A 23,567-nucleotide genomic window follows, 5' to 3' on the forward strand; every position below is an offset into this window, starting at 1 on the left:
ACAAAAAAAACTCTACTATTGATGACGTAACAATTCTTTTCATAAAAAATGCAGTTTATTAAACAAGGGTTGATGGTTGATCGGGGAGCATTTGAGACGGGTGAAAGTCTCAAATTGACCGAGCTTCTTCAGCTTGCCAACCGGGGAAAGTAGTAGGCAGCTATTTTTTCAATGCTTAAACAGAAGGCAGCCAATCACAGGTATGATGTTGATAGCACACAACACCTTGCCAGTGAGAGGCCGCCCCATGGAAGTATGTCAGCTACGGACTGAAGCCGCCACCATTTCTTGTGATGCGATTCAACGGTTAGGCCACCAATTGCAGGCTCTGCGAGAGTCTGGCAATCCTATCAGGCACTTTGAAGAGTTTGAGCAGACCGTTAATGCTCTCTTTAATCAAGCTCAGCAAGATTTTTTAGCAGAGGCGCTGGCTGAGCTTGATATTGATACCCCAGCTATTGAGGTCAGCGGGATCACTTATAAGCAGGTGTTGCGCAGTTATAAAACCTACCAGACAGCGGTTGGTTCAGTCCGGGTTATGCGAACACTTTACCGTAACGGCAAAGAGCCGTGTATCGTGCCCATGGAGTTGAAAGCCGGGATCGTGGAAGGCTTCTGGACGCCTCGGGCTGCAAAGCAAGCTGCCTGGGTTGTTGCTCAAATGTCTCCCGGTGAAGCAAAAAGCCTCCTTGATCTCATGGGAGGTATGTCTCCCTCAGAAAGCAGTCTTGCTCGTTTCCCCAGGCAATTTAATACTCAGTGGGAACAGCACCGTGAGCCTTTTGAAGAGATGCTTATTGAGAAACTTAACGTGCCCACCAATGCGGTCACAGTAGCCGCCTCCCTGGATGGCGTTATGCTGCCCATGAAAGATGGCAAACGAGTAGAAAAGCGAGCCAGGAGCGCTTCTGAAGGCAAACGGACTCAAGGGCCAACAGGTTGCAAGGAGGCCAGTTGCGGAACTTTGTCGTTTTACGATCAACAGGGGGAGCGTTTATCAACAGTCCGCATAGGACGAATGCCAGAAACTAAAAAACTCACACTCAAGCAGTCTTTGTCAGCACTATTGCAAGAAGCGTTGCGACAAAAGCCACAGCTGTCACTGGTCAAAGTCGCTGATGGCGCCAAGGACAACTGGTCATACCTTTCCCAGGAACTACCAGCGGGTGTTGAGGTTATTGATTACTACCACGCAGCCGATCACCTGAAGAAAGCATTTGACCAGGCTTATGGAGAAAACAGCATCAAGTCCAAAGAAAAGTTTGTCACTTACCGACACGTCCTAAAAGAGGAACTCGATGGGGTTGAGCGCATTATTAAAGCCCTGGCTTATCAGCATAAAAAGCATCCGCGCCGCTCAAAATTAAAGACCGAGCTGGAGTATTTCAGAAAAAATCGCCAGCGTATGCGCTATGCTGAACACTTGTCGAATAACCTTCCGATCGGCTCTGGTGTGGTAGAGGCAGCCTGTAAAACCTTAGTTACCCAGCGGATGAAGTGCTCAGGTATGCGCTGGCGAAATCCGGGTGGTCAGGGCGTATTGACGCTTCGGTCATTAGTTCAGAGCCACTGGTTTGAAAATGGCTGGAAGTTATTTGCTGCAACTTATTGCGGGAAAGTCACCAAGGCTGCTACAAGCAATGTCATACCATTCCCAGAGAAAGGTGGCAGTGTTTAGTTGTGGTCAATATGAGACTTTCACCCATTTGAGACCTACTCCCCGCTCAACCATTTTCTCAATTAAACTGTTTACCTATCCAAACTTAATAGTGCAGATAACCGCTCCTTTTCAGAGCGTCGCATCAACCACCAGCCAATAATGGCTGCAAGTGAAACAATCAAAATAATCAGCGTAGCCAGGGCATTTATTTTTGGTGACACCCCTAACCTCACCGATGAAAAGACGACCATGGGCAGTGTTGTTGACCCGGGCCCTGCAACAAAACTGGATATCACCAAATCATCAAGAGAGAGTGTAAATGCCAGTAACCAGCCTGCAGCAATGGCTGGAGCAATAGCAGGAATGGTAATCAGAAAAAAGGTCTTCATTGGCGTAGCGCCAAGGTCCATAGCTGCTTCCTCAATGGAAACATCCACTTCACGCAACCTGGAACCGACGACAACAGCAACATAAGCCGTTGAAAAGGTCACATGGGCAATCCAGATGGTCAACATGCCACGCTCTGCCGGCCAGCCAATCATATCGGACAAGGTTACAAACATTAATAGCAAGGACAGCCCCGTAATAACATCAGGCATGACCAGCGGTGCTGTCACCATTCCGGAAAAGACCGTTTTGCCACGAAAGCGCCCAAACCGTGACAGGATAAACGCAGCCATGGTTCCCAGCACAACCGCCATGCACGCGTTATAAAAAGCAATCTGTAAACTGGTCCAGACAGCGCCAATCATTTGCTTATCTTTAAACAGCTCAACATACCATTTGGTAGAAAAGCCTGCCCAGACAGTGACCAGTCTGGAAGCATTAAATGAATAAAAGACAAGTATAAACATGGGTAAATATAAAAATATCAACCCCAGTATCAACATCAGGGTGGCAAGGCTTGGTTTTTTCATCAAGCTTCCCCCTCCAGCTCTTTTGCCTGCTGGCGATTAAAGTAAGCGATGGGAAGAAACAGAAGCAGCAGCATCACAATAGCCAGGGCACTGGCCAGTGGCCAGTCACGATTATTGAAGAACTCCTGCCAGAGCACCTTGCCGATCATCAGACTACCCGGGCCTCCCAGTAGCTCAGGAATGACGTACTCCCCCACCGCTGGTATAAACACCAGCATTGAACCTGCAATAATTCCAGAGCGCGATAAAGGCAAGGTCACCGATAAAAAAGTTCGCCAGGGCTTTGCCCCCAGGTCTTCTGATGCTTCTTTTAAGGAGCGATCCATTTTTACCAAATTGGCAAATATAGGTAAGACCATATAGGGCAGATAGGCGTAGACGATCCCTATATAGACCGCAATATTGGTATTCAGGATTTGCAGGGGCTGGTCAATCACACCAAGCCACATAAGAAGATTATTCAGTAACCCATGGTTTTTCAGGATGCCCATCCAGGCGTAAACCCTGATCAGAAACGACGTCCATGACGGAAGAAGCACCAGCAATAGCAGCAAGGTTTGCGTTTTCTTCGAGGTATTGGCCATGGCATAAGCCATGGGATAACCCAGCAAAAGGCAAAAAACAGTGGCAACAAAAGCCAGCTTGATGGAGGTCAGGTAGGCTATCAGGTACAGGCTATCCTCAGCCAGGTATAAATAATTACCAATATTCAGGTTAATTGTCAGCATTTCGTCGATATATTCAACGATCTGCGTATAGGGTGGGATCGCTATATCTGCCATGGAAAAGCTGATTTTCACCACTATGACAAAGGGAATCAGAAAAAACAGTGATAACCAAATATAGGGAACGCCAATAACGAGCCGACGTCCCCAAAGGGCCTTGAAGGCTCTCACCCGGTCTTGTAGCAGTGCTTGCATCATTAAACTTCCAGAAAAACCCATTTTAAAATTTATACACCCAATCATCCGGCAACTGCCGTACAGAATAAACAGGCTATGAATGTAATCAGAGGGTATACATACTCTCGATCAGGAACCCAGCTAGGAGCCTGTCGGACTTAAGCGTCCGTAGCGAGGATCGTAGAAAATTGAGGATAAAAATTCGCTTTTGTGAGGTGAATAGTGGTTCTATTTACCGAGCAAAAGCGAATTTTTAGACCAATTTGCTTCGACCGCAGTAGGACAGACTTAAGTCCGACAGGCTCCTAGCTATTTAATACCACACCACTGGTAGACTCCCAGCTGATATACACCTCATCATCCCATGTAGGGTTGTCCGCGCTACGCTCAATATTGGCCATATTGGACTGGATAATCATTCCGGAAGGCAGCTTTATGTAATACACCGAGTGAGCGCCAAGATAAGCGATATCATGCACCACTCCCCTGGACCAATTATGAGACTCTGTTGGGCGTGTGGTACTCATCACCGTTTTTTCAGGGCGAATGGCATACCAGACTTTACGTTCTTCCAGGGCAGAGGTTATGCCATGTCCAATATAAATAGGTACTTCCAGGTCATGGGACTGGATAATGACATGGTCGGCGGCCTCTTCAACAATCTCACCGGCAAACATGTTTACCGAACCAATAAAACTGGCAGTCATCCGTGAGTTGGGCGTTTCATAGATATCTACCGGAGTCCCTACCTGGACAATCCAACCCGCATCCATGATGCCAATTCGATCCGCCATAGTCATGGCCTCTTCCTGGTCATGGGTTACCATCAGGCAGGTCACTCCCACTTCTTCCAGAATATCCACCACTTCAAGCTGCATCCGGGTGCGAAGCTTTTTATCCAGGGCACCCATGGGTTCATCAAGAAGCAATAGCTTTGGGCGCTTGGCAAGACTTCTGGCCAGGGCAACCCGCTGACGCTGGCCACCGGATAAGTGGTGAGGTTTTCTTTTGGCATACTTGCTCATATGCACCATATTGAGCATTTCCTGTACCCGTTGCTCAATCTGATCCCTGGGCATTTTGTCCTGCTTCAGGCCAAATGCAACATTTTGCTCCACTGTCATATGAGGAAACAGGGCATAGGACTGAAACATCATATTAATAGGGCGCAGATAAGGAGGCAGCCGGGTAATATTCTCCCCGTCCAGGTAAATTGCTCCCGCACTGGGTGTTTCAAACCCTGCCAGCATTCTCAGCAATGTTGATTTCCCTGAACCAGAGCCCCCCAGCAAGGCAAAGATCTCTCCCTTCCTGATACTCAGGGACACTTCATCTACCGCCACAATGTCATCAAACATTTTGGTGACTCGATCAATCTTTACCAGGGTTTCATGTTTTGCCCCACTGGTGCTCTGGTCTGTCTTGTAAGAGCCAGAAGGAATGGACATTAGCAGTACTCCATTTAACTAAACACATAATCAGATCGACCTATTTTCTGATCATATACTTCTATTTGCCATAAACCGCTATAAGTGCAGATAAACCCGGCACATCATTTCAATGTATTTGACGAGCCACTGAATATGCCAAACGCATTGAAATAATGTACTAAATCTATGAATAGTCATAAAAATCGGGACAATTTATGAAATACCCCGGTTAAGTCCGGAGGCGCGCATTTTCCATTGTTTTCTTATAATTTGAAACGTCTTTTCGGCAAACCACACAAGGTTTACTTGAAGAATTGATCCAACTGCCCTACCCTCGTTGTCCCGGAGGCGTACCCTTGATTTAGCCTATGCAAACCAACATCCCGGTTAAGTCAGAGGCATTCCTTATTACATCCTTTAGGGGCTGTTTTCACTATAGCGACGATAGCGCTCCCCAGGATGGTGCCAATGTACTTTGCCCAGCTCAGTGCAAACGGCATGGAGATTAGCGCTTAGCACCACCAGCCTGGAACCTTGGAAAAGACACACCACTCAATGGTGAGTCCTTATATCAAGGTAAAAAAGACTGTGTCCGCCAGGCACAGGCAACAATTAAATGCAGTAATATCATGAGAAGCCGAAAAGAAGTCATCCGTCAACTGGACCGGATAGACCGGAATATTTTACGCACCCTTCAAGACAATGGCCGTATTTCCTATGTAGACCTGGCAGACAAAGTAGGTCTGAGCACAACCCCCTGTATGGAAAGGGTCAAACGGCTGGAGCGTGAGGGCATTATTCAGGGTTATAGTGCCCGGCTGAACCCAAGTTATTTGCAGGCAGGGTTATTGATTTTTGTTGAAATCAGCCTATATTCAAAATCTGCCGATATTTTTGATGACTTCAGAAAAGCCGTTGCCGAACTACCGAATGTGCTGGAATGCCATTTGGTATCAGGGCACTTTGATTACCTGATTAAAGCCCGTATATCAGAGATGGCCTCTTACCGGGAGCTCCTGGGCGATATTCTGTTAAAACTGCCCGGGGTCAGAGAGTCCAAAAGCTATATTGTCATGGAGGAGTTAAAAGAGACTCTCAGTTTGCCCATACCAGAATAAGCCGACTATTCAGCCGGTTACTTTATAGTCCCTGATAAAATAGTTCAGCGCCACGGCGTCCTGTTCAGGGATATCACACAACGAGAAACCGGCCGCATAATCCTTTTCTTCATTAATGCTCTGGCACCAGACACACTCGGCAATTAATGATACGTTATGTTGACTCTCATGGGGGCCAGGCAAAATCAGAGTCACGTTTCTAACTTCAGACGGACGAATGCCCCGGTCTGTCACCAGACTAAAGCCACCTCTGGAGACATTCTCGAGAATACCAATACTAAGCCCGGTATCATTGTCCAGTACTTCAGCAGGCTTATCCAGCTGCTTTCGGGGAAATCGGCGTTTTTCCTGTACCGTGCTATTCATTGCCGTCTTCTCTCTATTTATTGTTAAGCCACCAAGATAACCAGTTTTCTGACTAAAGACAAAATTTCTTATTCCCTTGACAAAGGGTATACAACTCCCATGTAATTCCATTAAGAGATAACAGCTCTTGGAGGCAGTCCTAGGGGCTGTTGACGTTTGCTCGTGTGCTCAGCCAAAACCAGCGGTTTTGTGGCTAGACGCAGTAGCGCAGGAAGACTCACGTCTTTCAAGCTACTGCAACGACGGCACGGAATCGCTGGTTTTGGCCCTTCGGGTGGCTCGTAAAGCGGCTTTCCGACTGCGTTGGACTGGCTTGACGTAGAATAACTATGCCTGCACCAGTCCTCCCGGTGTGCCCCATTGGGTATTGCGGAAAACCGCTTTACGAGCCACTGAGCTCACGATCAAACGTCAACAGCCCCTAAAAACCTGCTTCTTATTATATAAACAGCCCTTAACCCAAAGGGGCTAAATCCAGTACTTCGCTTATGCATCCCCAGCGAGGATGCCGGGAACGGGAGACAGTTCTGGTTCACGTCTCACTGACCACTTGATACTAAAATAAATGTAATAAAACCAATAACAACAACAGAGCCACCTGCTCTGGAGCATTCGGAGGGATCCCGACATGTTCAGAGAGATTACCGAGGCCCGGGTGAATGACCTTCACTGCCGATATGACGAAGAAAGCGGCCTCCAGTCAATCATAGCTATCCACAGTACCCGCCGGGGGCCAGCCCTGGGTGGCTGTAGGATTATTCCCTACAACTCCTCTGAAGAAGCTGTCACTGACGCCATCAGACTCGCCAAAGGCATGAGTTACAAGGCGGCTCTTGCCGGACTTAATCTTGGCGGTGGCAAAGCCGTCATCATGGAGCCGCCGCAACCCTATGACCGACAGCGGCTATTCTCTGCCTTTGGCCGTTTTGTCGAAGAGTTAAATGGCCGCTATATCACCGCTATGGACAGCGGCACCTCCGTCAGTGATATGGACACCATCAATAGTCAGACAAGGCATGTGACCTGCACATCCAACAGCGGTAATCCTGCCCCACATACTGCCGAAGGCGTGTTCTATGGTATTCAGGCCAGTCTCAAGGCTCATCCTGAGTTGGCAGATAATCTGAAAGGCATGCGCATCGCTGTCCAGGGACTCGGCAATGTGGGTTATGCCCTGTGCCAACGATTACACCAGGAGGGCGCAAAGCTGTTTGTTTCAGATATTGATGACAGCAAGGTCAGTCAGTGTGAACGTGCATTCAAGGCAGTGGGCGTGGATACCGGCGATATCCATAAAACCCCCTGTGAAATATTCAGTCCCTGCGGCCTGGGGGGAACCTTAAGTGAACAAACCATTGGTGAATTACAGTGCGCAGCTGTAGCGGGATCAGCCAACAATCAGTTACTGACCCCTGAATGTGGCTACACCCTTTATAAAAAGGGGGTTCTCTATGCCCCGGATTACCTGATCAATGCCGGTGGCTTGATTTTCGTTGCCATGTCCCATCAAAGGCGTACTGAACAGGAATTATCCCGGCGCGTAGAAGCCATCCACCCAACCCTCCTGGAAATTTTCAGGCGCGAGCAACAAAGCGGCGAACCCAGCAATATCATCGCTGACCATATGGCGGAAGCCATTCTCTTTGATAACAGCCCTGATCAGCTAAGTGCCTGACGGGTACACAACCTACTCATAGCTGTTTGTCGAGGAGCAAAAATATGTCGAGCAATGCATCGTTGAATATTCCTTTTGTCCAATACCTCAGTGCTGAAGGCGAAGCGCTAAAGACTCTGCCGGAATGGACAGAAGACAAACAAACCCTGATTAATTATTACCGTGCCATGGTGATAGCCCGCCAGGGTGACCAGAAAGCCATCGCCCTCCAGCGCACTGGCAAAATGGGAACCTACCCCTCTTGCCTGGGACAAGAAGCCATCAGTACTGTTTTTTCAGCATTGTTAACATCTGAAGATGTCCTGATTCCCTACTACCGTGACCTGCCGGGGCTTATGGGTCGTGGCATTCCGCTCAGTGATGTTTATCTTTACTGGGGAGGGGATGAGCGAGGCAGTTCAAGCCCGGCCTGGAAACAGGATTTTCCCAACTGTGTTCCCATTGCCACCCAGGCAGGCCATGCCGCCGGGGTGGCCTCAGCCTTTAAAATCCGTAATGAACCCAGGGTTGCCTTATGCACACTGGGTGATGGTGCCACATCCAAGGGCGATTTCCCGGAAGCTCTCAACCTTGCCGGAGCCTGGCAGCTTCCCGTTGTTTATGTGATCTGCAATAACCAGTGGGCCATTTCTGTTCCCCGGGCTATCCAGTCAGGCGCGCCAACATTGGCACAAAAAGGCACAGCCGCAGGCCTGCCTGCCATTCAGGTGGATGGTAATGATGCGGTGGCACTGCATGAGGTGCTGTCAGAAGCCATTGATCGGGCTAGGGGGGGCAAGGGAGCTACGGTGATTGAAGCCATCACCTACCGCCTGTCTGACCATACCACCGCTGATGATGCCAGCCGCTATCGGAACAGTGACGAGTTAAAAAACGCCTGGCACAAGGAGCCTGTTAAACGGCTGCGAAACTTCCTCTTCCACCGGGGACTTTGGGATGAAAAACAAGAACAGGCCCTCAAAAACGAAGCCGAAAAGATTGTTGAGCGCGCCGTACAAACTTACCTGAACACACCCCTCCCTGACCTTGCCCACCTGTTCGATTATCACTATGCCAACACCCCCCCGGAACTGGAAAGACAAAAACAGCAAGCCATAGCCCGAAACAAGGGAGGGCAGCAGGAATGAGCAATAAAATCACCATGGTAGAAGCCGTTAATCTGGCCCTTGATCATGCCATGGCAAAAGACCCGGATGTGGTCTTGCTGGGAGAAGATATAGGCGTCAACGGAGGTGTTTTTCGAGCCACTCAGGGCCTCAGGGATAAGTATGGACTGAAACGGGTAATGGACACCCCCCTGGCTGAAACCATGATTGCCGGAATCAGCGTGGGAATGGCTGCCCAGGGGTTGAAACCGGTGGCCGAGATTCAGTTTATGGGCTTTATTTTTCCCGCCATGGAACAACTGATCTGCCATGCCGCCCGCATGCGCAATCGCACCCGGGGTCGGCTATCCTGCCCACTGGTGCTTCGTGCACCCTTTGGTGGCGGGATTCATGCGCCCGAACACCATTCTGAAAGTACAGAAGCTTTATTTGCCCATATTCCGGGACTCAGGGTGGTGATTCCCTCTTCCCCGATCCGGGCCTATGGACTGCTTCAGTCCGCCATCAAGGAACCGGACCCGGTGATATTCCTTGAGCCCAAACGCATCTACCGGGCAGTGAAACAGCAGGTGGACCATACAACTCCAGCACTGCCTCTGGATACCTGCTTCACCCTGAGAGAGGGTTCAGATATCACTCTGGTATCCTGGGGAGCATCCATACAGGAAACCCTGAAAGCTGCCAGTATTCTGGAGCAGCATGGTGTCTCCCCAGAGGTGATTGACCTTGCCACCATTAAGCCACTGGATATGGCCACCATTATTTCATCGGTCAGTAAAACCGGCCGCTGCGTAATTATTCATGAAGCCTGTAAAAGCTTTGGGGTAGGTGCTGAAATTTCAGCCCAACTCAGTGAAACCATTCCCCAGGCCTTACTGGCACCGGTAGAGCGCGTGGCAGGCTTTGATATCACCATGCCTTACTACCGAATGGAAGATCACTATATTCCAGCCACTGATGATATTGTAAAAGCAGCCATAAAAACTCTGGTCAATTAAGAGGCTGTTTGAAAATAGACTGCCCTACTGCGGTCGTAGCAAATTGGTCTAAAAATCCTAAAAAGCGTGTCTGGAGAAAAATAATGAAATTTTTTAACCTGCCCGACCTGGGTGAAGGTATACCGGAAGCGGATATCGTTGAGTGGCATGTACAGGAAGGTGATGAAGTTAAGGAAGATCAGGCCCTTGTTTCCGTAGAAACCGCCAAGGCGGTTGTTGAAGTCCCCTCCCCTGCAACCGGCATCATCGCAAAACTATGCGGCAAGCCCGGAGATACCATCCTCACCGGAGAACCCCTGGTGGAGTTTGTCTCTGACAGTGAAGACACCGGTACAGTGGTGGGCAAACTGACCAATGACAGTGACCAGCAGGAAGCCGATGAATCATTTATTATTGGTGCCGCCCCCAACACTACAAACAAACAGTCACAACCGGATATCACCGCCCTGGCCAGGAAGTTTAATGTCAACCTCCCTCAGCAATCCGCAAGTACAAGACCACCGCAAACCAAACAGTATCCACTGGAAAACCCGGCGCCATTAAAAGGGGTCAGAAAACATATGGCCCGAACCATGGCAGAATCCCATGATGCCGTGGTTCCTGTTACCTTATTCGACGACGCAGATATTCATCACTGGAAGGAAAAAGAGGATATCACTGTCCGGCTTATCCAGGCCATTGCCGTTGCCTGTAGCGCCGAACCCTCCCTCAATGCCTGGTTTGATGGCTCCTCAATGAGCCGGGAAGTTTTTGACCCTGTTAATCTGGGCCTTGCCATTGATAGTGAAGACGGCCTGTTTGTTCCCGTCATCAAAGCCGTTGAAAAAATGTCCGGAAAACAAATCCGGTCAATGATCAATAGCCTCCGGATAGCCGTTAAGGATCGTTCGCTTCCTCCCTCCGAACTACAGGGTGCCTCAATTACCCTCAGCAACTTCGGCGTGTTTGCCGGTGCTTACGCAACACCTGTTGTAGTGCCTCCCACGGTCTGTATTATCGGTGTTGGCCGGTTAAAAGACGTGATTGTCAATGTAAAAGGAAAACTGAAAAGCCACCGCCATCTACCCCTGTCCCTTTCCTTTGATCACCGGGCAGTCACCGGAGGAGAGGCCACTCGCTTTTTAGCTGCGTTGATACAGGGGCTGGAGGCTTGTTAGCTATATAAGAAGCGAACGGCACACCGGGCATCCTCCGGCAGAAAGGTAGGTAGCATTACTCAAACTCATCTTCCTCTATGTAGGCAAGAATAGAAAATTCAGAGTGCTTACGTGCCCCTACCTTTACTCCACGGAAAGTAAGAAGGTGATGTTCGATTTCGGCCTCTTTGAAAGAAGCCACATACTTTTCCTCTGGACATGAATATAAGTGCCAAGTTGTCGAATGTCCTCTTTGGAACCAGGGACTGGAACTATAAGTATCGCTCTCAATTAAGTAAAAACAAACACCATACTGATCCTTAATTAGTATTTTTTCCCTAGTATCGGAAAAAGTTAAATTAGAAGTAAAGATAGTTATTGCTAGAATAATGCGAGAAAATATCATTTGATAAAGTTTAGGCTGATAATTTATTTTTACCTCCTAACATCCCTACTGTGTCAGGATAGTTGTTGCTTAACAGCTTCGCTCCTTTTACGGGCTTACCGAATCAGATCGTTCTCTACCTCACTTTTACTAGTGTACTCCTCGCTGTCCACCTGCTCATTGCAAGAACTGTCACCATACATGCTGTTTACTGAGGTGTAAGGCTAGTAATAATATCTTGTTTGCCAAGTATTCTGACGATGGTGATCTGGCTATCTTCAATCGTGTAGTAAATGGAATGAATACCATAAACGCTTCGACGATAGTGTTTGCGAATATGTTCTACAGCAGGGTAGTGACCGGGATGACTGGCGATATCGGCAAATCGTTGCTTCAGGCCATCGAAGTACTGGCAGGCTTGATCCGGACCAAACCTGTCAATGCCGTATTCGAACAGGTTTTCAAGGTCTTGTGATGCAAGCCATGTCAGCTTATAACTTGCCACTGCTGCGCCTCCTTGTCAGTACCTGTTCCTTAATCTCATCAGGTGTCAGATCACAGATACCACTATTCTCACCAGCAATAAGTTCGGCTTGCAGTTGCTTAACAGCTTCGCTCCTTCTACGGGCTTGCCGGATCAGATCATTCACTACCTCACTTTTACTGGTGTACTCCTTGCTGTCCACCTGCTCCTTGAGCCACTCCTCATTAGGTTCAGTGAGTGAGATACTCTGTCTGGCCATTGTGATCACCTCTCTTTTTGGTGCGTATATGGTGCAATTATACACCATATATTAATCTATCCTCCCAATCTTTTGAGGGCCTAGGAGTCAATTCTTGCACTTTGCATAGGCTTAAAAAGTTTACAGGTTGCAAAAACTGATCCCATACATGCTCAGCCACAAGAGTCAAGTGTGAAGGTAGCTCCCGTGCGATACAAAAAAATCAGCACAACGCAGAAACATCCAAATAATCAGCCACTGTATCTTTAGCCGGATTTTCCAGATAAGGAACCTCTCCCAAACAGGGAGCAGGGATTAATTGCTTCAGTGTTTCCAGATTTTCTTTATAGACAGCCATTTCAGGCTGTACACAGTTTGCCACCCAACCAGCCAGTTTCAACCCATCATGCAGGATGGCCTCAACGGTAAGGCGGGCATGATTAAGGCATCCCAGTTTCATTCCTACCACCAGAATAACCGGCGTACCTAAAGCCTTTGGCAAATCGGATAACATTTCCCTGCTATTTACAGGAACACGCCAACCGCCAGCACCTTCAATCAGGGCAAAGTCAGACCGGTGCATCAACGCACCACGACAATAGCCAGCCAGGCGATCAATGGTCACCCGCCTCCCTGACTGTTCCAGGGCTATATGAGGTGCTATTGGTGGTTCAGTGGAAACAGGGTTTACCTGTTCATAGGCCAATTCTCCCGTCATGGCCTCCATCAATGCCAGGGCATCGTCGTTTCTCAGCCCCGCCACTGTCGGCTGGCAGCCAGCAGATATCGGCTTCAGAGCCAGGGTTTTCAAATTGTTGCGACGGGCTGCCTCCAGTAAGCCACAGGCCACCACCGTTTTGCCCGCATCCGTATCCGTACCGGTTAAGAAAAAGGTTTTACCCACTGCTTTTCACCTTTATTTTTGCATCTGCCCATAGATAACCTGATAGGTTAATGGCAACCCCAGGGTTTCCCGAAAATGTTCATAGGCTGTTTCAAGAGTTTTCAATTTACCGGGCGTCATTAGCCCCTTGCTGGCAGAATTGACCGTATTGACTCCCAAAGCCTTAAGCTCTCTAAACAAGGTTTTCAGACTTGGGTAATGAAGGGTTTCTGCCTGCCTGCAAAACGAATTAACCTGAAGGGCACTTTGTTCAACCACCCGTTTCTGTTCTGAATAAGAACTGAACCGGTTGGTATGTTCACCCCGATCCACCTGTTGCCAGGCGCTATGGAGTTCTTCCATGGTACCCGCACCTAAGGATGAGAAAACAAAGCTCCCCCCCGGTTTGAGCACCCGGTGAATCTCGTCAAACACCCGCTCACTGTCACACCACTGAATAGCCAGGCTGGAATAGATCAGGTCAAAAGAGTCACTGGCGAAAGGCAGGTTTTCCATATCTCCGGCACACCACTGATGCCCCTGGCTGTGGCATGAATTGGCAAAGTCAATCATTCCCATGGATAGATCCAGGCCAATGATTGAAGCATCGGGATAGCGAGCATTGAGAAAGGCAGTCTCATAGCCTGTGCCGCAGCCAAGATCCAGCACATAATCCGGCATTATTCCTGCCGGTAATAACATCCTTGCCCTGGCAGCGACCCTTTTCTGCAATCTTGCAGCACTGTCGTAAGTTCTGGCGGCTTTCCCAAAATTTCTTGCCACTCTTTTCTTATAGTCGGTATCAGAAATGTCCAAATAGTGCTCTTCATTTTGTCTGGATTTTATTTGTATCCCCATTAACCCAAACTCTCCCTGAAATGGATAATGTTTTCCACAACCTGTGCCAAACTATCCAGAAAAAAACAGTGTCCCCCCTCAAATAATCCAGCTTTACAATTTTGATGCTGAAACAGGGCTGTTTGAGCCACTTCCGATGGCACAAGCGCATCCTTCCTGCCAAAAAGATGCATGGATAGACAGTTTATATTTTCCAGGTAAGGTCGAATATCCAGCGAGCCTAATAGGCTCAGTGTAGATAGCAGACTTGTTACGTTTATATCCAGACTTTGAAAGGCATCACATAATGACTTTGCCTGCCGCCTGACATTATTGCTATTTATTGAACAAAGGCCTGCAAACTGTTTCAGGGTTCTCCGGGGGAACCGCTCCATGCCTTTAGCAAAGTCAGCAAACACCTCCGGCGCCATGCCATAACACCAGTCATTATTGTTTATAAAGCATGGATTGGTTGCCAGCGTCACCAACCCCTTTACCTTCTGTGGATAACTGTCGGCATAGACCGCAGCCAGACTACCACCATAGGACCAGCCCATCAGCAGAAAGGGTGCCTCTGGCACTCTTTTATCCACATATGCCATAAGTGACTCATAATCACCATATTCCTGATTAGCGGGTGATAAACCAGGCAAAGGTATCAGGATCAGTTCACTGTTTTTATCCAACGACGTTGTTAAAGGATCAACCACCGAGTCAGGCATGGCCCAGCCGTTTATAAAAACTATCGGCAGGCTCATGCTACAGACTCCCTCTCATTGATATCCATGTGATGAATAATTGTTTTTTCCAAAGCACTCACCAACCGGTCTACTTGCTCACGGGTATGCCTTGCGCTCAGAGTAATTCTGAGTCGTGATGTCCCCTCCGGAACCGTGGGCGGGCGTATTGCAGACACCAGGATACCCTGCTGGTAAAGGCCCTGACTGATCGCCAGAACAGACCGATTGTTTCCCACCATCAAGGGTTGAATAGGTGTTGTTGAATTCATCAACTTAATTCCAGCCTGGTTACAACATTGCCGGAAATAGGCCACCAGGTTCTGCAAATGATTTCTCCGCCAGTCCTCCTGTTTGATGAGGCGCAAACTGGTTCGGGTTGCTTCCGCAATGGCAGGAGGTAAAGAGGTGGTATAAATATAGGGTCTTGCAAACTGGATCAGTGTTTCAATCAGCTCTTCACTACCGGCAACAAAAGCACCATAAGTACCACAGGCCTTACCGAGGGTTCCCATTAATACTGGCAACTCTTGTTGTGACAGCTGAAAGTGCTCAGCACTGCCCCTCCCCGCCTCCCCAAGAACCCCAAAGCCATGGGCATCATCCACCATCAGCCAGGCATCATTCTTTGAAGCTATTGCAGCAAGCTTGGGCAGTGGGGCAATATCACCGTCCATACTGAACACACCATCGGTCACAATAAGCTTGCGTCGAGCACTTGAACGGCTCAGTTTTTTTTCCAAACTATCGCAATCCCTGTGTAAATAGCGGTAAAACCGTGCTCCCGATAACAGACCAGCATCCAACAAAGAAGCATGGTTCAAACGATCCTGAAACACGGCATCCGTCTTACTTAACAGAGCCGTAATAACACCCAGGTTAGCCATATAGCCATTGGCAAATAATAACGCCCTTGATCTTCCGGTAAATTCTGCCAGCTCCTCTTCCAACTGATGGTGGGGCTGACTATGGCCTGATATTAAATGAGAGGCCCCACCGCCAACACCAAACTGATTCACCGCCTGTTTAGTTGCTGCAATAATCTCGGGATGATTAGCCAGGCCAAGATAGTCATTACTGCAAAATGCCAGAACCTGCCTGCCATCAATACAGACTTCGGGTTCCTGGGCTGAAGAAAGCACCTTCCTGGATCGATAAAGCTCTGAATAACGCCGTTCTGTAAGGGATTCTTTAAGATTAAACCCCCTCATGCCATATTATCCCGAGGTAAAGGCATGGCATTATAAAAAAGCGTGTTACCTTCACTCTCTCGTTTTTCCCGACGCGGGCAATAGCTTGGGACAGGTTGCTCTTTTTTATCTTCTTTATTTGCTGAACCCGTTTCAATAGTAATACCCAGACGGTTAAGCAAGCTTCGGTCATCGTTTTCACTGGGATTGTCAGCGGTAAGCAGTTTATCCCCAAGAAATATTGAATTAGCTCCTGCCATAAATGCCAGAGCCTGCAACTCGTCACTCATGTCCGTTCTTCCAGCAGAAAGCCTTACATACGACTTCGGCATCATAATTCTGGCAACCGCAACGGTTTTTACAAACTCAATGCCATCAAGGTCTTCTATATCTTCCAGTGGTGTGCCAGCAATTTTTATCAATTTATTAATGGGTACACTTTCAGGGTGAACCGGTAAATTCGCCAGCTGTATTAACAGTCCGGCCCGATCCCGCCCTGTTTCCCCCATGCCTAAAATACCCCCGCTACACACTTTCATGCCGGAATCCCTGACACTGGCAAGCGTATCCAGCCGATCACTGTAAGTACGTGTGGTAATAATGTTGTCGTAGAACTCAGGGGAGGTATCAAGATTGTGGTTGTAATAATCCAGTCCGGCAGTGGCCAGCTCATTGGCCTGATGCGCACTGAGCATTCCCAGGGTCATACAGGTCTCCAGCCCAAGAGCCTTCACACCCCGTACCATTTCTATGATATAGGGCATCTCTTTTTCCGGAGGATTTTTCCAGGCGGCTCCCATACAGAAACGGGTAGCACCCGCTTCTTTGGCGTGTTTAGCCTGTTCCAGCACCTTTTGTACGGCTATCAGCTTCTCTTTTTTAAGCCCCGTATTGTAATGACCACTTTGCGGACAATATTTGCAGTCTTCCGGGCAGGTTCCTGTCTTGATGGACAGTAACGTACTAACCTGTACTTCGTTAGGCTTAAAGTGCTGTCGGTGTACAAGCTGTGCCTGAAGCAGAAGGTCATTCAGGGGCTGTTGCAAAAGGGCTTCGACTTCTTCAAGCGCCCAGTCATGGCGAATAGTGTCGGCAGTGTCAGTCATAGCTATACCTGATCAGCAAGTGCCAGGAGCTTGCCGACCTTAAATCAGACAGACTCCTAAATCACTCTTTGAAATAAAAACCCTGTTGATGATAAATGAGAAGTTTTTTTAGTCAACTTAAAAAATATTTTAAGGTTTACAAAAGGCGCCTGGGGCTACCGCTCTTTCAGATAAACTGTCTGCTATGCAGGGGCAAAACCACCAATACCTCTACTCTATGCACTCAATGCCTTGATTGTTTTCCTTTATCCCGGTCATTCTGCGCCCGCTGTGGGCTGCCGATGGATGACCAGATATCCGCAGAGTTATGTGCCAGTTGCATCCAGAATGAACCTGCCTTTGATCTCTGCCTTAGTGCATTTTTATATAAATACCCAGTCAACCGGGTCATCCAGAAAATAAAATACAACCGTCGTTTGGAACTCATAAACCCCATGACGCTGCCTCTTGCTGAAATACTAATGGACCACTACTCGGAAGGACGGTGGCCTGAAGTCATCATCCCGGTTCCTCTTCATAGAAAAAGACTGAGATCCCGCGGATTTAACCAGGCTCACCTCCTGGCCAAAAGCCTGGTTAAACAACTTCCTTCCGTGGCCACCAGGGTCATAAAGACAGACCTGATAAAGCGGCAAGTAAATACACCCTCACAGCAAGGGTTAACGGCAAAGGAACGACGCAAAAATATCAGGGAAGCATTTTCCCTTAATAAAAAGGTAGAGTATCAGCATGTCGCAGTTATAGATGACGTGGTCACTACGGCAGAGACCATAAGCGAAATAAGCAGGCTATTAAAGAAAAATGGCGTAGAAAAAGTAGATATTTGGTGTTTGGCCAGAACCCCTGAGACAAATAAGCAAGGCTAAAATAAAAACCATTATCGCCTTTAAAAATCAGACAGCCAATTTTAAGAATAAAAAACAATTTTAATACACCTACATTTCTGGTAACTACCGCATATACTCACCTTATATTTACTTCACGCCTAATTAGTTATGTATTTAAATAAAAGAAATAAAAAAGAATTAACCTATTTTTTTTGGGTATGTCTCTTTTTATACTTTTCCAAGGGTTATAGCCAAGAAGAGTGTCTATTATGTGGAGGTACATTTGATCAGCTCACTACAGCAGACTGCTGCAAAGGTGAATATTGTTTAGACTGCATGAAGCGAACCTATGAGGAACAAGAAAAATGCTCATATTGTAAAAAACCATGGAAGGCCACACCTGTTTGCTTTATCGATACCTGCCCACAAAAATCAAAACTTCATGAAGAAGGTGATCTTACCGTACATATACAGCAGCACACCAAGCAGTTTCCTGTATTTGATAATAGTCAGGAGAATAATAGCTTAAGAAAATATGCTATCTGGCACTGTGAGTTATGCAACCAACCATACAATGATTATTTAGCCTTTGATATTGAATTACATTTCAGGACACACCACCCAGATGAAAAAAATATTGCTTTTAAATACGCCTGCCCAATTCCCACATGCAGCGCTAAAAACCTTTTGTTTGAAGATTTTAAATCGCATGTAACCGAAAATTTTGACAGGCATATAACAGAGCGATCAACTTCCCCAGCCAATAATAAAAGACAGCGACTCGATCACTCAACAACCAGTAGGAATTATGCTTACTGGTACTGTCCCGAATGTAATTCACTTTTCAGAGGATTCTTTGCATATGATATTGAAGCGCATATGGCAAAACGACACCCAGAGGCTGATTATCATCACCTGGCATTTAAATACAGTTGTGGATTCAGTGACTGTAAATATGTCAACCTTGGTTTTTCAGAATTACAAAAGCATTTACTCATCGCCCATAAAGATTCTTTTTTATATAAAATGCCCAGTGCATACAGTAGAGTACATTCTCACTGGTTTTGTAAGGACTGTAACAAAGGTTACAAAGATGCGTTGGTTATTCAAATAGATCAACACCTCAAAACTCATGGTAAAGGCCACTTAACAAACGATTTTTTATATAGATGTGCAAATAAACACTGCACAGATACCCCAAGAACTTTCACTAAAATAAAACAACATATTCAAGGAAATCCTACGCTTCACCCTCAACGCCATCATCATTATGAACCTTTAGCTAGTTATGCTCTTTGGTTTTGTAATTATTGTAAAAAAGAGTATGAAAATTTTACGGGCTATGATGTAGAGAAGCACCTGGATCAAGAACACCACATAACACGATCAGATCCGCAAGCCTTTAGATATATTTGTAGAAGCTGCCCTCCTAATTCCACTTCTTCAAATATGAATTTATACGAACTGGAAATGCACCATCAAAGTGACCATTTATCTTACCTTTGCTTCATAAAACCCTGTATAACACCAATAAAACAGACACCTCAGTCACTGATTAATCACTTAAGAGAGGCTCATTTAAGATGGCGCTCCAGCTGGTGTGATTTTGAAAATGAGTGTGAGTGGTTAGTCAATGAACATATAAAAACTGACCATCCGCTCCCATTTATGAGGGTTAAAACCATGCCAGGGGGAAATCCACCATCTACTTCCGCTGATAATGTTAGTGAACATGACCCAGAACCAGACCATTCACCACAATCTGGATGCCCTTACTGCTTCAAAGTTATATCAGATGAACAGTTAGTTGAGCACATTGAACACTGTTACTCAAAAACTCTAACACCTAATGAATAAGGCTGACTGACCATCAAGCCCAACCCGTTAATTCGACAGTAGCTACAGCACCCCTTAAACTATAGAATCCTCCGGCAATGCCCTAATGCCTAATGGAGCCTTCTATGACTGCAAGCACCCCACATCCTTACGATAAGCTGACACCAGACCGGGTGCTTGATGCCATCGAAAGCCAGGGGTTTATCACTGATGCTCGAATACTGGCACTGAACAGTTATGAAAACCGGGTTTACCAGGTGGGACTGGATGAAAAAGAGCCGGTTATTGTGAAATTCTACCGACCGGATCGCTGGAGCCAGGAGCAAATCCTGGAAGAACACCGTTTTTCTCAGGAGCTCCGGGAAATGGAGCTGCCCATCGTCGCACCTATAGCGGATGAAAATAACAATACCCTGTTTGAGTTTGATGGTTTCCAGTTTGCCATTTTTCCCAGGCAGGGAGGCTATGCCCCGGAGTTGGATAACCTCGATAACTTGCTGGTACTGGGCCGCTGCCTTGGCCGGATTCACAAGCTGGGCGCTTCCAAACCATTCAGTCACCGCCCCACCATCAACCTTCAGCGATTTGGTATTGAGAGCACAGAGTACCTAATTGAACATGGCTTTATACCGGACTCTCTCAAAGAAGCTTACCAAACCTTAACCAGAGACCTGTTACACCGTTTGGCCCAGGTAGAAAATCAGCACTCATTTCCCCTTATTCGGGTTCATGGTGACTGTCATAATGGTAATATTCTCTGGCGTAATAATGGCCCCCATTTTGTAGATTTTGACGATACAGCAATGGCGCCTGCCATACAGGATCTCTGGATGCTGTTATCTGGAGACCGACAAAGCCAAACCCTGCAAATGGCGGAAATACTGGAAGGCTATAGCGAGTTTTTTGATTTTAACCCGGCAGAACTTAATCTGGTTGAATATTTCAGAACCCTGCGCCTGTTAAACTACAGTGCCTGGCTTGCCAGACGCTGGGAAGACCCCGCATTCCCTAAAGCCTTTACCTGGTTTAATACCGAGCGTTATTGGGCAGAACATATTCTGGAGCTACGAGAGCAACTGGCCGCACTGGATGAGCCCCCGCTGGCTATTTTTGGTCAGATATAACAGTGATACGGTTTATAAATAAGACATTTTTCGTATATTAACTCGCGTAACTCGTAACTCGTTCCCAGCGTCCCGAGGGTGTCGCAAAAGATGTTTTTATTAACCACGGAGACACAAAGACACGGAGATTTATAGTTTAAAGATACAAAAACTCTGTGCCTCCGTGTCTCCGTGGTTAAAAAAGAGTAAAAACCCTACTTTTTATCTACAGAATTGGGTTTCGCGACACCCTCTGGAGCCTGGGAACGAGACTAAATTTTCACCTCATTTATAACAATAAGTAGGTCATAGTTTGGTTTCAAATAAACTGGATGTTCGGCCAGTACGAGAAATCTACTTCTTGATCTAACGATCAGATAGCTATTGAATGATACATTTACTCTATTATAAAGAGAGTACTGGTCTTTAAATCCCTCTCCCTATGAAGTACGTCACTACAATCACTGATGAAGCTGTTTTATTAACTTTGAAATTCGCCAAACACTACGGACCTCTGAGATGTATAAGGGAAAGAGCCCATAGCCTTTTATTGAGCAATCGTGGCTTTACCCTTGAGCAAATTGCCGAAATACTTGAAATTAGATATCAAACTGCTTCTCAGTGGATTGATGATTGGGAAGAATATGGTATTCGTGCCTTGTACAAGGGGCATGGTGGCGGTAGGCCGTGCATATATGACGAATCCGAAGTGCAACGCATAAAAGAATTAGTGGCTGAAGAGCCTCGTCGCTTATCGTATGTCAAATCCAAGATCGAGGATGAAACCGGTAAATCTTCATCAAAAATTACTCTGGCAAACATTGTAAAAAAGCAGGGCTGGTTTACAAAAGACTCCGTAAATCATGCAAACATAAACGGGACGAAGAGCAATTCCATGACTGTAAAACTGCTCTGAAAGATGCCCAGGAAGCCGAGAGCAAAGGGTTAATCAATTTATTTTATTTTGATGAGTCCGGCTTTACCCAGGAACCTTGTGTGCCATACGGTTGGCAGGAAAAAGGAAAGCAGCTCAGAATACCATCAGTCAAAAGTAAACGCATCAACGTACTGGGGTTTATGAACCGAAGCTGTGAGCTATTTCATTATCCTGTTGTGGGTTCAGTGAATAGCGATACGGTGATTGCGGCCTTTGATGACTTTGCAGAGAAAATGGCAGATGAAAAATACAGCTCAAATGATCGTTACACGGTAGTTATGGTGGATAATGCCAGCATTCACACCAGCAAAAAGTTTTGTGCCAGAATTGATGACTGGATGATTGAAAAGAAATTGCTGGTCTGCTTTCTGCCAACATATTCACCTGAGCTCAACCTGATTGAAATCCTGTGGAGGAAAATAAAGTATGAATGGCTCAACCTCTTGTCAATCAAGAGCTTTGCGGAATTTGAAAAAGAAGTTGAACGGGTGCTTTTTTCATTTGGAGAGGAGTATATGATCTCATTTTCTAATACTGTCCGACTGGATGGTTAAATTATTCGAAAGCAATCTATACACTACTTAACTTCTATTTTATGCTGACCACCAAAAAAGAAACCGGTATAGAAAAAATCCCATTTGATAATATCTTCTCTGATATTAATCACTATTGGTTCACGCAAAATATATATGATGCTACCAGTAAGCTTTTTCGGCACATTCCACATGTATCAGGACTACTGTTTGAACAACATGAAAACCACAATCAGCCGTGTGATGTCAGTATAAGACTGTCAGATACCGATCACTCTACGGACTACTTCATCAACTCAATCAGGCATACACCATTGATCAAATCTTGTGTATGGCAGCAGCTTGTTCATTTTTTTCTTAGTGGCAAGGACACCATTGAGGACTACTGGCTAGAGTTTGACGCTCCTGATCTGGAAAAATCCACACCAGTACCCAGTGTCTTTATCAGTCCTAAAAAACGATCATCAGAGATAAACCCAGCCCCCCTTTTTCTGACGCTTAATAACCTACCCACAGAAAGGCTACCTGCTAGCTCTATCAGGCTTGTCAATAATATTTTAAGCGACTTCCCTCTGGTAAAACTTCATTATTTGGGGTTAATGTTACCTCGCCAGGAAAAATCTCTTCGCTGTTGTTTTCAGCTACCATTTATTCATCTTAAGTCGTTTATTAACAACCATAAAATTCCTCTAACTGATGCACAAATAGAGCAAGCAACCAACATTAAACTGGGAAAATGTGTCTCTGACATTGTTGTTTCATTGGACCTCGCAGACACTGTTAAACCAAGAATTGGTATTGAATACCCAGTATCAAACAAGCAGTGTCTCAAACCCTTATACAAAATCCTGATGGATCAGGAATCTGGTATACATGATGACTATACCCATTGGTCAAAGGATTCCCCCGAACTAAAACCAGCTTTATCACAAGGAACTGTTTCAACACTTCCAGATACCCATAAAAAACTGGTTTACTCCCGTCGTATTAATCATTTAAAACTGGTTTTTGAGCCTGGAAAGGCGCCAGAAATAAAGACTTATCTTTATCTGGCACTGGGCTGGTATAACGCGTACAGGGAAGCATCAATAGTGATTAAATAGTCTGCTTCCCCCCGCATACATTCCCAGCGGAACGCTGGAAGTGCATACGGGAAATATAAG

At 46.5% G+C, this 23,567-nt stretch carries 24 protein-coding genes; 12 read left to right on the top strand and 12 right to left on the bottom strand.

The window, feature by feature from the left end; all coding sequences use genetic code 11:
• Positions 1-202 precede the first annotated feature (202 nt).
• The gene (locus MJ595_RS02975; RefSeq protein WP_263079044.1) at positions 203-1,678 is read left to right on the top strand and encodes a hypothetical protein; all 1,476 of its coding nucleotides are present in this window, start codon (positions 203-205) and stop codon (positions 1,676-1,678) included.
• Between the two features lie 71 nt (positions 1,679-1,749).
• Here MJ595_RS02975 and MJ595_RS02980 read toward each other — a convergent pair whose 3' ends face one another.
• The 3 genes from MJ595_RS02980 to potA form a co-directional block, all read right to left on the bottom strand.
• Complete coding sequence (locus MJ595_RS02980) at positions 1,750-2,577, bottom strand: ABC transporter permease subunit (protein WP_263081049.1); 828 nt, start codon at positions 2,575-2,577, stop codon at positions 1,750-1,752.
• A complete protein-coding gene (locus tag MJ595_RS02985; protein WP_263081050.1) occupies positions 2,577-3,500 on the bottom strand; it encodes an ABC transporter permease subunit in 924 nt (307 codons plus the stop codon). The genes MJ595_RS02980 and MJ595_RS02985 overlap by 1 nt, the downstream gene beginning before the upstream one ends.
• Before the next feature lie 284 nt (positions 3,501-3,784).
• Positions 3,785-4,927, bottom strand: coding sequence for a polyamine ABC transporter ATP-binding protein (potA, locus tag MJ595_RS02990; RefSeq protein ID WP_263081051.1), 1,143 nt, complete (start codon positions 4,925-4,927; stop codon positions 3,785-3,787).
• A 611-nt stretch (positions 4,928-5,538) separates the two neighbouring features.
• On the opposite strand from potA, the gene MJ595_RS02995 reads away from it, so the two are divergent.
• Positions 5,539-6,027 (top strand): Lrp/AsnC ligand binding domain-containing protein, encoded by a 489-nt coding sequence (locus MJ595_RS02995; protein ID WP_263081052.1) that lies wholly within the window; start codon positions 5,539-5,541, stop codon positions 6,025-6,027.
• A gap of 9 nt (positions 6,028-6,036) precedes the next feature.
• Here the strand turns inward: MJ595_RS02995 and MJ595_RS03000 are convergent, their stop codons facing one another.
• Positions 6,037-6,393 (bottom strand): PilZ domain-containing protein, encoded by a 357-nt coding sequence (locus MJ595_RS03000; RefSeq protein ID WP_263081053.1) that lies wholly within the window; start codon positions 6,391-6,393, stop codon positions 6,037-6,039.
• Positions 6,394-7,021: 628 nt separating this feature from the next.
• On the opposite strand from MJ595_RS03000, the gene MJ595_RS03005 reads away from it, so the two are divergent.
• The 4 genes from MJ595_RS03005 (at position 7,022) to MJ595_RS03020 (ending at position 11,329) form a co-directional block, all read left to right on the top strand.
• Entirely contained in the window at positions 7,022-8,068 is a 1,047-nt protein-coding gene (locus MJ595_RS03005; protein ID WP_263081054.1) for an amino acid dehydrogenase, read from the top strand.
• A 44-nt stretch (positions 8,069-8,112) separates the two neighbouring features.
• Positions 8,113-9,195, top strand: a complete 1,083-nt coding sequence (gene pdhA, locus MJ595_RS03010; protein ID WP_263081055.1) for a pyruvate dehydrogenase (acetyl-transferring) E1 component subunit alpha — start codon at positions 8,113-8,115, stop codon at positions 9,193-9,195.
• Entirely contained in the window at positions 9,192-10,172 is a 981-nt protein-coding gene (locus tag MJ595_RS03015; protein WP_263081056.1) for an alpha-ketoacid dehydrogenase subunit beta, read from the top strand. Before pdhA ends, MJ595_RS03015 begins: the two co-directional genes overlap by 4 nt.
• 83 nt (positions 10,173-10,255) lie before the next feature.
• Positions 10,256-11,329, top strand: coding sequence for a 2-oxo acid dehydrogenase subunit E2 (locus MJ595_RS03020; RefSeq protein ID WP_263081057.1), 1,074 nt, complete (start codon positions 10,256-10,258; stop codon positions 11,327-11,329).
• A 572-nt stretch (positions 11,330-11,901) separates the two neighbouring features.
• On the opposite strand, the gene MJ595_RS03025 is transcribed toward MJ595_RS03020, so the two are convergent.
• The 8 genes from MJ595_RS03025 to MJ595_RS03060 form a co-directional block, all read right to left on the bottom strand.
• Positions 11,902-12,198 carry a type II toxin-antitoxin system RelE/ParE family toxin gene (locus MJ595_RS03025; RefSeq protein WP_263081059.1) on the bottom strand — a complete coding sequence of 99 codons (297 nt, stop codon included), beginning with the start codon at positions 12,196-12,198 and terminating at the stop codon, positions 11,902-11,904.
• On the bottom strand, positions 12,185-12,436 hold the full coding sequence (locus tag MJ595_RS03030) for a type II toxin-antitoxin system ParD family antitoxin (RefSeq protein ID WP_263081060.1): 252 nt from the start codon (positions 12,434-12,436) through the stop codon (positions 12,185-12,187). Before MJ595_RS03030 ends, MJ595_RS03025 begins: the two co-directional genes overlap by 14 nt.
• A 202-nt stretch (positions 12,437-12,638) precedes the next feature.
• Positions 12,639-13,319, bottom strand: coding sequence for a dethiobiotin synthase (gene bioD, locus MJ595_RS03035; protein ID WP_263081061.1), 681 nt, complete (start codon positions 13,317-13,319; stop codon positions 12,639-12,641).
• Positions 13,320-13,331: 12 nt separating this feature from the next.
• On the bottom strand, positions 13,332-14,156 hold the full coding sequence (bioC, locus tag MJ595_RS03040; protein ID WP_263081062.1) for a malonyl-ACP O-methyltransferase BioC: 825 nt from the start codon (positions 14,154-14,156) through the stop codon (positions 13,332-13,334).
• On the bottom strand, positions 14,156-14,893 hold the full coding sequence (locus tag MJ595_RS03045) for an alpha/beta fold hydrolase (protein ID WP_263081063.1): 738 nt from the start codon (positions 14,891-14,893) through the stop codon (positions 14,156-14,158). Before MJ595_RS03045 ends, bioC begins: the two co-directional genes overlap by 1 nt.
• The gene (bioF, locus tag MJ595_RS03050; protein WP_263081064.1) at positions 14,890-16,083 is read right to left on the bottom strand and encodes an 8-amino-7-oxononanoate synthase; all 1,194 of its coding nucleotides are present in this window, start codon (positions 16,081-16,083) and stop codon (positions 14,890-14,892) included. Before bioF ends, MJ595_RS03045 begins: the two co-directional genes overlap by 4 nt.
• Positions 16,080-17,168: a biotin synthase BioB gene (bioB, locus tag MJ595_RS03055; RefSeq protein WP_263081065.1), complete on the bottom strand. Its 1,089-nt coding sequence runs from the start codon at positions 17,166-17,168 to the stop codon at positions 16,080-16,082. Before bioB ends, bioF begins: the two co-directional genes overlap by 4 nt.
• Positions 17,169-17,391: 223 nt before the next feature.
• On the bottom strand, positions 17,392-17,604 hold the full coding sequence (locus MJ595_RS03060) for a hypothetical protein (protein ID WP_263081067.1): 213 nt from the start codon (positions 17,602-17,604) through the stop codon (positions 17,392-17,394).
• On the opposite strand from MJ595_RS03060, the gene MJ595_RS03065 reads away from it, so the two are divergent.
• From MJ595_RS03065 to MJ595_RS03090, 6 genes are all read left to right on the top strand, one after another.
• Positions 17,603-18,034 carry a ComF family protein gene (locus MJ595_RS03065; RefSeq protein ID WP_263081068.1) on the top strand — a complete coding sequence of 144 codons (432 nt, stop codon included), beginning with the start codon at positions 17,603-17,605 and terminating at the stop codon, positions 18,032-18,034. The two genes, MJ595_RS03060 and MJ595_RS03065, sit on opposite strands and share 2 nt — an antisense overlap.
• Before the next feature lie 129 nt (positions 18,035-18,163).
• Positions 18,164-19,852: a hypothetical protein gene (locus MJ595_RS03070; RefSeq protein WP_263081069.1), complete on the top strand. Its 1,689-nt coding sequence runs from the start codon at positions 18,164-18,166 to the stop codon at positions 19,850-19,852.
• A gap of 104 nt (positions 19,853-19,956) precedes the next feature.
• The gene (locus tag MJ595_RS03075; RefSeq protein ID WP_263081070.1) at positions 19,957-20,955 is read left to right on the top strand and encodes a serine/threonine protein kinase; all 999 of its coding nucleotides are present in this window, start codon (positions 19,957-19,959) and stop codon (positions 20,953-20,955) included.
• A gap of 421 nt (positions 20,956-21,376) precedes the next feature.
• The gene (locus MJ595_RS03080; RefSeq protein ID WP_263078037.1) at positions 21,377-21,850 is read left to right on the top strand and encodes a helix-turn-helix domain-containing protein; all 474 of its coding nucleotides are present in this window, start codon (positions 21,377-21,379) and stop codon (positions 21,848-21,850) included.
• Entirely contained in the window at positions 21,772-22,425 is a 654-nt protein-coding gene (locus MJ595_RS03085; RefSeq protein WP_263322427.1) for an IS630 family transposase, read from the top strand. Before MJ595_RS03080 ends, MJ595_RS03085 begins: the two co-directional genes overlap by 79 nt.
• A 41-nt stretch (positions 22,426-22,466) precedes the next feature.
• Positions 22,467-23,507, top strand: a complete 1,041-nt coding sequence (locus MJ595_RS03090; protein WP_263081071.1) for a hypothetical protein — start codon at positions 22,467-22,469, stop codon at positions 23,505-23,507.
• Positions 23,508-23,567: the final 60 nt, after the last annotated feature.

Source organism: Endozoicomonas sp. Mp262, assembly GCF_025643335.1.
Classification (GTDB): Bacteria; Pseudomonadota; Gammaproteobacteria; order Pseudomonadales; family Endozoicomonadaceae; genus Endonucleibacter.